This window comes from Capnocytophaga sp. oral taxon 335 str. F0486 (assembly GCF_000277665.1).
GTDB classification, from domain to species: domain Bacteria; phylum Bacteroidota; class Bacteroidia; order Flavobacteriales; family Flavobacteriaceae; genus Capnocytophaga; species Capnocytophaga ochracea.
This window is the reverse complement of the sequence record NZ_AKFR01000034.1, coordinates 242,741-255,242: the sequence shown is the minus strand read 5'-3', so window position 1 is coordinate 255,242 and position 12,502 is coordinate 242,741. Positions and strand designations below refer to the sequence as shown.

9 protein-coding genes are annotated in these 12,502 nt (G+C 36.9%); 8 read left to right on the top strand and 1 reads right to left on the bottom strand.

Annotated elements, in window-relative coordinates:
* Positions 1–49: 49 nt before the first annotated feature.
* Positions 50–1,033, bottom strand: coding sequence for a UDP-N-acetylmuramate dehydrogenase (gene murB, locus HMPREF1320_RS09340; RefSeq protein ID WP_009418399.1), 984 nt, complete (start codon positions 1,031–1,033; stop codon positions 50–52).
* 523 nt (positions 1,034–1,556) lie between these two features.
* Here murB and HMPREF1320_RS09335 point away from each other — a divergent pair.
* The 8 genes from HMPREF1320_RS09335 to HMPREF1320_RS09300 all read left to right on the top strand — a co-directional run bounded on the left by HMPREF1320_RS09335 (position 1,557) and on the right by HMPREF1320_RS09300 (position 12,338).
* Positions 1,557–3,092: a helicase HerA-like domain-containing protein gene (locus tag HMPREF1320_RS09335; RefSeq protein ID WP_009418300.1), complete on the top strand. Its 1,536-nt coding sequence runs from the start codon at positions 1,557–1,559 to the stop codon at positions 3,090–3,092.
* Entirely contained in the window at positions 3,092–3,637 is a 546-nt protein-coding gene (locus HMPREF1320_RS09330; protein WP_009411807.1) for a hypothetical protein, read from the top strand. The genes HMPREF1320_RS09335 and HMPREF1320_RS09330 overlap by 1 nt, the downstream gene beginning before the upstream one ends.
* 83 nt (positions 3,638–3,720) lie before the next feature.
* The gene (gene ribB, locus HMPREF1320_RS09325) at positions 3,721–4,845 is read left to right on the top strand and encodes a 3,4-dihydroxy-2-butanone-4-phosphate synthase (RefSeq protein ID WP_009418395.1); all 1,125 of its coding nucleotides are present in this window, start codon (positions 3,721–3,723) and stop codon (positions 4,843–4,845) included.
* A gap of 54 nt (positions 4,846–4,899) precedes the next feature.
* Entirely contained in the window at positions 4,900–5,781 is an 882-nt protein-coding gene (locus HMPREF1320_RS09320; RefSeq protein ID WP_009418365.1) for a DUF4835 family protein, read from the top strand.
* A gap of 5 nt (positions 5,782–5,786) precedes the next feature.
* A complete protein-coding gene (gene recN, locus HMPREF1320_RS09315) occupies positions 5,787–7,445 on the top strand; it encodes a DNA repair protein RecN (protein WP_009418455.1) in 1,659 nt (552 codons plus the stop codon).
* A 43-nt stretch (positions 7,446–7,488) separates the two neighbouring features.
* Positions 7,489–8,454 (top strand): polyprenyl synthetase family protein, encoded by a 966-nt coding sequence (locus tag HMPREF1320_RS09310; RefSeq protein WP_009418342.1) that lies wholly within the window; start codon positions 7,489–7,491, stop codon positions 8,452–8,454.
* A gap of 60 nt (positions 8,455–8,514) precedes the next feature.
* Positions 8,515–9,045, top strand: coding sequence for a DUF4136 domain-containing protein (locus HMPREF1320_RS09305; protein ID WP_009418281.1), 531 nt, complete (start codon positions 8,515–8,517; stop codon positions 9,043–9,045).
* Between the two features lie 116 nt (positions 9,046–9,161).
* Entirely contained in the window at positions 9,162–12,338 is a 3,177-nt protein-coding gene (locus HMPREF1320_RS09300; protein WP_009418413.1) for an efflux RND transporter permease subunit, read from the top strand.
* Positions 12,339–12,502: the final 164 nt, after the last annotated feature.

Here is a 12,502-nt window from a genome sequence, read left to right as displayed (position 1 = left end):
AATGCGAATCAAGAGTTGAATTGAGTTGTATGTAAATAAAGTATATCCATTAAAATATATTCACTTCAAACTCCAAGGCAATACCAAACTTTTCTTGCACTTGAGCTTTTACATAATTAGCCACCGCTAAAATTTCCTCACCCGTAGCTTCACCATAATTCACCAATACCAATGCTTGATGCTTGTGCACTCCTGCATCTCCTTTCCGATAACCTTTGAGCCCTGAGCGATCTATAAGCCAACCTGCTGGCACTTTCACTTCGGTTTCATTCACTGGATAACAAGGAATTTCAGGATATTGCTGTTGTAGCTTTTCGTAATCAGTTTTTAGAATAATTGGGTTTTTAAAGAAACTGCCACAATTACCCAAAACATTAGGGTTAGGCAATTTACTTTCGCGAATGGTAATAATCGCATCGGACAACTCTTCGGGGGTAGGTTTAGTAATTCCTCGCTCTGAAAGGACTTGCTGAATAGCTCCGTATTGCGTATGCAATTGGTGGTTCTTTTTAGTAAGTTTAAAAGTAACCGAAGTAATGATGTAATTGCCCTTCTCTTTCCCCTTAAAAATAGATTCTCGATAAGCAAAAGCACATTCTGCATTTGTAAATATGCGTTTTTGCAGTGTATGAACCTCAATAGTCTCACAACTCTCCATCACATCTTTTATTTCCACCCCATAAGCCCCTATGTTCTGTACAGGAGTGGTACCTACATTGCCGTAGATCAGTGAAAGATTTTCAAGTCCGCCATAGCCCTGTTGTAAGGTATAACGCACAAATTGGTGCCAATTCTCTCCAGCTTGTGCTTTAAGCCATATGTATTCATCAGTTTCTTTTACAGTGCTAATGCCTTTAAGCAAAATGTGAAACACAGGTTGCGTAATATTCTTAGTGAGAAGCATATTGCTTCCACCCCCTAAAACAAATGGATTGTGATACTCTTGTAACGCACTGATGAGTTCCTTTTCGCTATGGATAGGAATATATTTTTCAGCTTGAACTTTAAGGTTAAAAGTGTTAGGTATTTGCATAACTTACGGTCTACTTACAAGTGCAAAGGTATGCAAAAAAAATGAATTAGCAAATGTGAAAAATTAGTAAATTAGCAAATGGAGATTGATGGCTTAGTGATAGGGTCACGAAGAAACGGAAGATAACGGAGAGGTTCGGAAGATGGTTGAAGGGGATTTTGGTGAAAAAAGGTTATTAGGAGGGTATACTTAGCTTATAGGAAGCTTATAGGAAGCTTATACGAATCTTGGAAGATTGGTATACAATAGCTATGTAAATAATTAAAAATGAGGAGTTAAGAGTTAATGAAAAACCGTAGTTTTGAGGGAAATAAAGCGATGTAAAACGAAAGGAAAGACCGTTATTTGCTCTTAGTCTGTAAATCTCATAAGGTTATTAACAAACCCTTTTATTGCACTAAAAATAAATTTGTTACCTAATAAATTTTGGCTTTTCAACTTTTTTTTCTACCTTTGTGCCTTGAAAATGCCAACTACCTATCGAATAAGTAAAACACTACTAACAGCTTAAAACTAATAACAAATGGCTAAAATAGATTCTTTTAAAGAAACAATGCTCGCCGGATACTCCTTTAAAGGTGATTACATTACCTTAGGAGGGGCTATCTACGAAGGGCAACCTATTGAAAACGTATTGGTAAATTTACCTTTAAAAACACTTAACCGCCACGGGCTTATCGCAGGAGCTACGGGTACAGGTAAAACTAAAACTCTGCAAGTTATCGCCGAAAACCTTTCTAAAAAAGGTGTTCCTGTATTGCTAATGGACTTGAAAGGTGACCTCAGTGGTATTGCTGAATCTGGTGAAGTAAAACCTTTTATCTTAGAGCGTTTAGGTAAGATAGGCTTAGACTTTCAACCACAGGCATTCCCCACCGAACTACTGACCATTTCGGAGCAAAAGGGTGTGCGTATGCGTGCTACTGTATCAGAATTTGGCTCTGTGTTACTTTCACGTATCTTAGACCTAAGTGATGTACAAGAAGGTGTTTTGGCAGTGGTTTTTAAATACTGCGATGACCACGCACTACCCTTGTTAGACCTGAAAGATTTAAAGAAAATACTTCAATATGCCACTGATGAAGGAAAGACCGACTTCGAGAAAGAGTACGGAGCGGTTTCTAAGTCCTCAACAAGTGCTATCTTGCGTAAAATTGTGGAATTAGAGCATCAAGGTGCTGAACTTTTCTTCGGCGAGCGCAGTTTTGAACCAGCTGACTTAATGAGAACCAATGCTCAGGGCGAAGGTTATGTAAACATCATTCGCCTTACGGACATTCAAGACCGTCCTAAGATGTTCTCGACCTTTATGTTGAGTCTTTTGGCTGAAATTTACACTACTTTCCCCGAAGAAGGCGATATGTCGAAACCTAAGTTGGTTATCTTTATCGACGAAGCGCACCTTATTTTCAATGAAGCTTCCAAAACGCTTCTCAACCAATTAGAGAACATTGTAAAGCTCATACGTTCAAAAGGTGTGGGACTTATTTTCTGCACTCAAAACCCTACCGATATCCCCGATGCGATACTCTCTCAGCTGGGTATGAAGGTACAACACGCTCTGCGTGCTTTCACCGCTAAAGACCGTAAAGCCATTAAGTTGATTGCGGAGAACTATCCTTCATCAGAATTTTACGACACTACCGATACGCTTACTTCCTTAGGAACAGGAGAAGCACTGGTAACAGTACTGAACGAAAAAGGAATACCTACCCCATTGGTAGACACAATGATGCGCGCACCGATGAGTAGAATGGATATCCTTAGTGATAGTGAAATTGAAGCGTTGGTAGGGCGTTCGGAGTTAGTGCGCAAATACAACGAAGTTATCGACCGTGAAAGCGCTTATGAAATCTTGAATAAGAAAATAGAGGACGTGCGAAAAGAGGAAGAGAAGCAAAAAGAAGCTAAGGAAGCCGAAAAAGCTTCTGCTCCTAAGCCCAGTACACAAAAAACCACTACTAAGCGTTCGGGTACTAATCCTTTGATAAAAATGGTTACAAGTGCTTCGTTCGTAAGAGGAGTTTTAGGAATATTAAATAAAATCATCAAGAAATAATGAAAAAATACTTTATCATCATTACTGTTCTTTTAACTATTGTGGCGTGTAACAATAAAAAGAATGAGTTCCTCATCACTAATAACAGTGTAGGAGTCCTCCAAAAAGACACCCCCATACAAAAGTTAGATTCTATCTTTGCTAAGGACTCCATAGTAAACTCGACTATGGAAGGAGAGTTGCGTTATGCAAGTGCTGAGCGCATTACTATTTTAGACAAAGAAGGTAAAGAGCTTCTTGAAATTACTCCCACTACCAATGATAAGGGGGACAAAATAGTAGAAAGTGTATTGATATTGTGCGATAAATACGCTACCGAAAAAGGGATTTCGTTACAGAGTACTTTTAAAGATGTAAAGAAAAAATATCCCGATTTAGAAATTGAGCCCTCTATCAGTAGCGTAATGGTTACTCCAAAAGGAAAGAATTACTACTTTACTTTCGACAAATCGGCTCTTAAAACAGCTTTTGACCTTACCGATAATATCTCAGAAGGAGATATTGAGGAAAGTGCCAAAATCGCTCGTATTACAGTTAATTTTTAAGTTGAACGAAGATTAATAACTATTTATAATTTTAACACGAGTAATGCACTCGTGTTCATTTTGTATAAAATCAATTGATAAAGATGAACAATATTAAACTAAACAGCATTGAAGAAGCTGTTGAAGACATAAAAAAAGGAAAGGTCGTTATAGTAGTAGATGATGAAAACCGCGAAAATGAAGGCGATTTTATTGCTGCTGCTGAAAAGGTAACTCCTGAGATGATTAATTTTATGATTACCAATGGTCGCGGGTTAGTCTGTGCTCCTCTTACTGAAAAACGTTGTGCAGAGCTTGACCTTCCGATGATGGTGCAAAACAACACCGTACTACACGAAACTCAGTTTACTGTTTCAGTAGATTTGAAAGGTCAGGGTTGTACTACCGGTATTTCAGCTTTCGACCGAGCTAAAACTATTCAAGCATTAGTAGACCCAAAGACCACTCCTTTCGACTTAGGGCGTCCTGGACATATATTCCCTTTACGCGCCAAAGAAGGCGGAGTGCTTCGCCGTACAGGGCACACAGAAGCAGCTATTGACCTCACTCGTATTGCGGGACTAAAACCTGCGGGTATTTTAGTAGAAATCTTAAATGAAGATGGTACGATGGCACGATTACCTCAGTTGGTGGAAGTAGCTAAGAAATTCGACCTTAAAATCATTTCTATTGAAGACCTTATTGCCTATCGTATGCGCAAAGACACACTTGTGATAAAGAAAGAAGATTTCTTGTTGCAAACTCCTTATGGAGAATTCCGCTTGCGCGCTTATGAACAAACTACTAACAAGCAAATACACTTAGCCTTTACACAAGGCAATTGGAAAGCAGATGAACCTGTGCTTACGCGCGTTCATTCATCGTTTATCAGCAATGATATTCTGGAAGTTATAGCAGGAGATAAGGACAACCCTCTTGAGCGCATTTTCAGAAAAATTAATGAGGAAGGCAAAGGAGCTGTGATAGTAATTAATAAAGAAGGTTATTCGAAAACGTTATTACAGCACATTACTGAAATCAAAGAACACCAAACAGGGCACCCTCTTCCTCAAGTAGGTAAAGATACCAAAGATATTGGGATGGGAGCTCAAATACTCAACGATTTAGGTATTAGGAAACTTCGATTGCTTACCAACTCTAAAAATGCGTCTAATTACGTAGGAATGTCAGGCTACGGTCTTGAAATTATGGAAGAGATACCATATTAATTAGATTGGGGAGATAGAAAAATAATTAACCTATGACACATATCACATATCATTATGAAAAAAATAATACTTTTTTTAGCCCTAATTGCCAGCTCATTTTCTTTCTCACAAGAGTTAAATGCCGTGGTAACGGTCAATACACAACAGGTAAATTTAAGTAATCGCTCAGTCTTTAAGACCTTAGAAAAATCTTTACAAGAATTTATCAATCAAACCCGTTGGACAGATTTAAAAGTGCGCGAAAACGAACGTATCCGTTGTAGTTTTACTCTGGTGATTAATAAGTTTGAAAATTCGCATTATGAAGCAAGTCTTTTGGTGCAATCTTCTCGTCCTGTATACAATTCAGCTTATCAATCTCCTGTATTTAACTTGCAAGATAAAGAAGTAGCTTTTGACTATCAAGAGTTTGCTCCTCTTACTTTCAATGAAAATGCCTTTGAGTCGAACCTCACTTCGGTAATAGCTTACTATGCCTATTTGCTATTAGGGTTCGATGCCGATACGTTTGCTGAAAATGCTGGGAGACCTTATTTCTTAAAGGCACAACAAATTGCTAATATAGCACAAAATAGTAGTTATACAGGTTGGGCTGATAATGGTAAAAACAACCGATTCTTGCTAATAAATGAGCTCATTTCAGAAAATTACACTGATTATCACAAAGCTTTATACCAATACCATCGTTTGGGCTTAGACACAATGAGTACCGATGAAAAAGGCAGTAAAGAAGCTATCCAGAATGCTATTATTTTACTTGAAAAAATACCAAGCCTACGATTGAGCTCCTATGCAATGATATTGTTCTTTAATGCAAAAACTGATGAAATTGCCTCTATTTACTCAGGTGGAATGATTTTTAATACCAAAATGCTAAAAGAAGCCTTAATGAAATTAGCTCCCACCCAAGTAACTAAGTGGAATGAAATAAAATAAGGAATATGCTCAACACTCTATCTATAAAAAATTATGCATTAATTGATGACCTAAAAGTTGACTTCCCTAAAGGCTTTATTATTATCACAGGCGAAACAGGTTCAGGAAAATCTATAATGCTTGACGCTCTTTCCTTAGTATTGGGGAAACGTGCCGATATGTCTGCTTTGAGGAATAAAGATGAAAAATGTGTAATTGAAGCCGAATTTTCTTTACAAAATTATGAATTTCAATCTCTCTTCAATGAGCTAGAAATAGATTATGACCCTCAAACTATTATACGTCGTGAAATTCTTCCTTCGGGAAAATCTCGAGCTTTCGTGAATGATTCTCCTGTAACATTAGACGTGCTTTCACGTTTAGGCGAAGTACTCGTAGATATTCATTCTCAGCATCAGACGCTTTCTTTAAGTGACACAGCTTTTCAGTTTGAAATTATAGATGCGATGGCTGAAAATAAATCTTTGTTAGAGGAATACCAACGCCTTTTAGTACTACTTAAAAACGAACAAAAAAAACTACAAGAGCTCATAGATTTCCAACAGACAGCTAATAAAGAATATGATTACAATCTGCACCAACTCAAAGAACTGAAATCGGTTACTTTAGAAGAAGGCATTTTGGAGGAATTGGAAGAAAGCTATGAAGAAGCCTCTAACATCGAAGAGATAAAAGAAAGTGTAGCTGAAAGTTTATATTTGCTCAACGATGAGGACATAGGTATCTTGAATAATTTGCGTGAACTGCGTCGCGCTTTTTCAAATCTTACAGAATATAAACAGCAATACCGCGAATTGTACGAACGCATTGACTCAGCTTTCTTAGATTTAGAAGATTTGGGTAGAGATGTAGCTGAGATTGATGAAAACATAGAAACAGACCCAGAAAATTTAGAGGAAATATCTAAGCAACTCAATAAAATCTACTCACTTCAGCAAAAGCACAAAGTAACAACTGTTGAAGAGTTGATGAGTATTCAAGAGCGTTTAGAGAAGGCTGTTTCTAAAACTGAAAGTGCAGATTTCGATCTTAAAGAACAACAAGAGTTAGTTGCAAAACATCAAGCAGAAACTTCTAAAAAAGCAACTGAGTTGCACAAAACTCGTGAAAAAGTAATTCCTACTCTCACTAAACAATTAGAGAGCTTTATGCACGAATTAGGAATGCCTAATGGGCGTTTTGATATCAAGCTAACACCTACTTCACATTTTTTTAATAACGGAAATGATGAGCTTTCATTTTTATTTTCTGCCAATAAAGGAGGAGATTTTGGACCATTAAAGAAAGTAGCTTCAGGAGGAGAATTATCACGTATAATGTTAGCTGTAAAAGCTATAATGGCAGCACATACAGCGCTCCCTACTATTATGTTCGACGAAATTGACACAGGAGTATCAGGTGAAATTTCTCAAAAAATGGGTGATATAATGAAACAAATGAGCAAAAACAGACAGGTATTTGCTATTACCCATTTACCGCAGATAGCTGCTAAAGGTGCTTATCATTTTAAAGTGTTTAAAGAAGATATAACAGGTAAGACAACTACCCATCTTAAAATGCTCACCGAACAGGAACGCATTTCAGAACTCTCAGAAATGCTTGAAGGAAAAAATAGTGGTGAATCAGCTCGTAATCACGCAATAGAGCTTTTAAGAAAAGGATAAAAAACAGACAAGTATTAACTTTCTAAACTAATAATAAATTATTATGCTTCCCATTGAAGAGTATAAAACAGCTTTTTTACAGCATATAGAAAAAATTTTTACTCCCAAAGAGCCTATTCACCTCTATGAACCTATTCAGTACATTCTTAACTTAGGGGGAAAGCGTATTCGCCCTATACTTACCCTTATTGCAACCAATATTTTTGGTAAAGACTATCACAAAGCACTTAATGCAGCTACTACCATAGAGGTTTTTCACAACTTTTCACTTATCCACGACGATATTATGGATAATGCTTCTCTAAGACGTGGCAAGTTTACTGTACATAAAAAATGGGATACAAATGTAGGTATACTTTCAGGAGATGCTATGCTTATCATTGCCTATAAATTATTAGAGGATTATCCTTCAAAAATATTTCAAGAATTAGTAAAAACATTAAGTGAAACAGCCCTTAAAGTATGTGAAGGACAGCAAATGGATATGGATTTTGAAAAGCTACAAGAGGTAAGTATTGAGGCATATATGCAAATGATTTCTTATAAAACTTCAGTTCTTATAGGAGCTGCTTTACAAATGGGTAGTATTATCTCTGAAACCACTAAGGAAAACCAAATAAATATGTATAATTTCGGTTTAAATTTAGGAATAGCTTTTCAGTTACAAGATGATTATTTGGATACTTTTGGAGATGCTTCATTTGGTAAAAAAATAGGAGGTGATATTATAGAGAATAAGAAAACTATACTCTATTTAAAATCTTTAGCACTAAGCAATGAAAAACAACGTGAAGAACTATTGAGAGCATATGCTTTAAATGAAGTTGATAATAAAATAGCAAGAGTAAGAGAGATTTTTCAGATAACAAATGCAGATAAAGCAGTTCGCCAGCTGATAGAAAATTATACTCAAAAAGCTCTTATGATATTAGAGAAAATAACTATAGGAGATGATAAACGAGAATATCTCAAAACTTTTGCCCTACAATTAATGGATAGAAAAATATAAAACGGTATAGATTTTGTGCTTATAAAACAAGAATTTATAACCTTTTAAATAACTTATGATATGAAAAAAACAACTTTTTTTATACTCCTAATTATGGCTGTTGTTCTTAGTTCTTGTGCTAGTGTATATGTAGCTACAGATTATGACCAACAGGCCGATTTTTCTGCATACAAATCATTTGCTTTCTTTAAAGAAGGTATTGATAAAGTTCCTATCTCAGATTTAGATAAGAAACGTATCTTACGAGCTATTGAGCGTAATTTAATTTCTAAAGGAATAACACTTTCTGAAAAACCAGACGTTTTAGTAAATATCTTTACACGTGAACAAGAAAATGTAGATGTATATAACAATTCTCCATACTATTGGGGCTGGGGAATGGGTTGGGGGCCTTTTTGGGGAGGCGCAACCTATAATGTAGCTCGAAGTACAGAAGGTTCTCTTTATATTGAAATTATAGACGCTCATAAACGCGAACTTATTTGGCAAGGTAAAGGTATAGGTAAGCTACCTCAAACAACGGAACGCAAAGAAGAAGCTATTAATAACTTTGTAAATAAAATATTAGAAAAATATCCCCCAAAACAGTAAGTCTCACAAATTATTCAATTACTTACTCATAATAAAAGTTTCCAAAAATATGGAAACTTTTTTTGTTTATTAAGTTTTTTATCGTACCTTTGCCCCCGATTTAGAACAAACAAAAGATGGATTTAATTAAACTTTCTATTAAGCGTCCCAGTGTACTTATTGTGATGCTCTTGTTGTTGCTACTTGGTGGCTTCTATTCGTATAAGTTATTGAACTACGAGCTCATTCCTAAGTTTGAAGTGAATGTAGTTACAATCTCTACTGTGTATGCGGGAGCCTCTCCTTCGGAGATTGAGAGCACCGTGACAAAGAAAATTGAGGATGCCGTTTCGGCTTTGGAAAATATCAAAAAGATACAATCATATTCGTATGAAAGCCTTTCGGTGGTAGTAGTACAACTTACTAACGATGCGAATGTAGATAACACCCTTAATGAGGCACAGCGCAAAATTAATGCAATAAGAGCTGATTTGCCCGATGATGCTAAAGAGCCATCATTGAGTAAATTCTCTCTTTCCGATTTGCCTATTGTGTCCATAGGGGTTACCTCTAACCTATCGGCACAAGAATTGTACGATTTGGTAGATAAAAAAATACAGCCAGAGTTATCACGTGTTCCAGGAGTAGCACAAGTGAATATAATAGGTGGTCGCAAACGCGAAATACGCGTGAGCATTGATGCTAAGAAGTTAGAAGGTTATGGTCTTTCTATTGCTCAAGTACAACAATTGATTGCAGCTTCGAATATGGAAATTCCTGCGGGTAAAATTAAAACTCGTGAGAATAGCACTTCTATACGTTTGCTTGGTAAATTACAAGATGTAGAACAATTGCGCAACCTTATACTTGCTTCACAGAATGGAGTAGAGATACGACTTTCGGATGTAGCTGATGTACAAGACACCGAAGAAGAAGCTACCAAAATAGCGCGTATAGACCAAGAAAATACTCTCTTGTTACAAGTATTGAAACAAACCGATGCCAATGCAGTATCGGTGAGTGAGTTGGTGCGCAAAAAAATGGCTCAAATAGAACAAACGTATAAAAATGAAGGTGTAAAGATGCTATTGGCAGAAGATACCAGTGAGTTTACCTTAGAAGCAGCCAACTCCGTAATGTCCGATTTGATATTGGCAATTGTATTGGTAGCAGTAGTGATGTTCTTCTTCCTTCACAGCCTACGTAATGCTATTATTGTAATGGTATCTATACCTACTTCTCTCATCGCTACTTTTATAGGTATGTATTTCTTTGGTTTTACACTGAACTTGATGAGCCTTGTTGCCCTTTCGATGGTGGTAGGTATCTTGGTGGACGATGCTATTGTAGTATTAGAAAACATTCACCGCCATATGGAGATGGGTAAGAATAAAGTGCGTGCTGCTTTTGATGGCTCTAAGGAAATTGTGCTTACTGTAATGGCAATTACCTTAGTAATTGTGGTAGTGTTCGTTCCTATTTCATTAGGTAATGCTATTGTAGTAAAAGTATTGCGTGAGTTTTGTTTGACTGTAGCTATTGCTACAATGCTTTCATTATTGATGTCTTTTACAGTAGTTCCTTGGTTGTACTCTAGGTTTGGAAAATTAGAGCACGCAAATCCCAATTCATTTTTAGGAAAACTAACCATAGGCTTTGAAGGATACCTCAAACGCTTTACACAGTTCTTCTCTGACTTATTGGTATGGGTATTTGCCAATAAATGGAAAACTATTATTTTGGTATTTTTCCTTTTTGTAGGTTCTTGTTCATTGATTCCTACTGGATTTATCGGATCTGAGTTTATGCCTAATATGGATAGAGGAAAGTTTTTAGTGCAGTTTGAATTGAATAAAGATGCTTCCTTAGAGCAGACTAACTTTATGACCCAAAAAGCTGAAAATTATCTTCGTAGCTTAAAAGTAGAGGGTACCAATAAACCTTTGGTAGAGAGTATGATTACTACTGTAGGACAGTCTACCAGTGGTATGGGAGCTTCACAAGCAACCCCTTACAAATCGGAAATACAGCTTACTATTATCGATAAGAAAGAGCGTAATGAATCGACTAACGTAATTGCGGCAAAGCTGAAACGTGAACTGAGTCAGTATTTAGTAGATGCTAAAGTGAAGACTGTACCGGTAGGATTGATGGGAGCTGAACAAGCACCAATTGCTTTGGTTGTTACTTCTGACAATGTGGAAGTAGCCCAACAGTACGCTGAAAAAACAGCTGAGCTTCTTAAAACTGTTGAAGGTGCTACTGAAATTAAGCTTTCCTCAGAATCTGGTAATCCTGAAATAAATGTGCAGATAGACCGCGATAAGATGGCAATGTTAGGACTTAATATTGCTACTGTAGGGGGAACGATGCGAACCGCTTTTAATGGTAATGACGACAGTAAGTTCCGTACAGGAGATTCAGAATACAATATTAATATAGTGTTTGAAGAAGGTAGCCGTCAGTCTATAGACGATATAGAAAATATGATGTTTATCAACTCGGTGGGACAACAGGTAAAACTATCACAATTTGCTAATATTGTTTATGCTTCAGGACCTACACAGCTAGAACGTTATGACAAATCGCCTTCGGTAACCGTAAAAGCTCAATCGGTAGGTCGTCCTACAGGTACTATAGTTTCAGAATGGAAAACTAAGATAGACCAATTAGAAAAACCTGCTAACGTACACTTTGTGTTTACAGGTGACCAAGAGATGCAAGACGAAGGGTTCGGCACCTTGTTTATATCGCTCTTTGCAGCTATTCTCTTAGTTTATATGGTAATGGTAGTGTTATACGACAGTTTTTCACGACCTTTTGTGGTATTGTTCTCTATACCGCTTTCGTTCATTGGAGCTTTAGTAGCTTTGGCATTAGCCAATATGTCACTTAATATCTTTACTCTTTTAGGTATCATTATGCTTATCGGGTTGGTTGCTAAGAACGCAATTATGTTAGTAGACTTCGCTAACCACCGCAAGCAAGAAGGGGAAGATACTGTAACTGCATTAATACAAGCAAACCACGCCCGTTTACGCCCTATCTTGATGACGACTATCGCAATGGTAGCAGGTATGATTCCGCTTGCTATTGCCAATGGAGCAGGTGCCGAAGTGAACAATGGTTTGGCGATTGTAATTATAGGTGGACTTATTTCCTCATTGTTCTTAACACTTATTGTAGTGCCTTTGGTATACCTTATTTTTGACAATATTGGCAGACGTTTCGGTAAAGGTACTAAGACTGATTACGAAAAACTGATGATTGCCGATTACGAGCACAGAGACATCAAAGGCGAACACGAAGTATAACTATAATTCATCTTATTTTTTACTTATCTCTTAGACGGTGCGAGGTCGTAGCACGACAGGCAGATAGAGCGAGACGCATAGGCAGATAGGAAAAAAACGAACGAAGGAATGACGAACAAAAGACGAAGGAATGACGAACAAAAGACGAAGGAATGACGAACAAA

What these genes read in the sequence shown, in the direction of transcription:
- murB (WP_009418399.1), bottom strand. Translation starts at nt 1,033, where the DNA reads ATGCAAATACCTAACACTTTTAACCTTAAAGTTCAAGCTGAAAAATAT.
- HMPREF1320_RS09335 (WP_009418300.1), top strand. Translation starts at nt 1,557, where the DNA reads ATGGCTAAAATAGATTCTTTTAAAGAAACAATGCTCGCCGGATACTCC.
- HMPREF1320_RS09330 (WP_009411807.1), top strand. Translation starts at nt 3,092, where the DNA reads ATGAAAAAATACTTTATCATCATTACTGTTCTTTTAACTATTGTGGCG.
- ribB (WP_009418395.1), top strand. Translation starts at nt 3,721, where the DNA reads ATGAACAATATTAAACTAAACAGCATTGAAGAAGCTGTTGAAGACATA.
- HMPREF1320_RS09320 (WP_009418365.1), top strand. Translation starts at nt 4,900, where the DNA reads ATGAAAAAAATAATACTTTTTTTAGCCCTAATTGCCAGCTCATTTTCT.
- recN (WP_009418455.1), top strand. Translation starts at nt 5,787, where the DNA reads ATGCTCAACACTCTATCTATAAAAAATTATGCATTAATTGATGACCTA.
- HMPREF1320_RS09310 (WP_009418342.1), top strand. Translation starts at nt 7,489, where the DNA reads ATGCTTCCCATTGAAGAGTATAAAACAGCTTTTTTACAGCATATAGAA.
- HMPREF1320_RS09305 (WP_009418281.1), top strand. Translation starts at nt 8,515, where the DNA reads ATGAAAAAAACAACTTTTTTTATACTCCTAATTATGGCTGTTGTTCTT.
- HMPREF1320_RS09300 (WP_009418413.1), top strand. Translation starts at nt 9,162, where the DNA reads ATGGATTTAATTAAACTTTCTATTAAGCGTCCCAGTGTACTTATTGTG.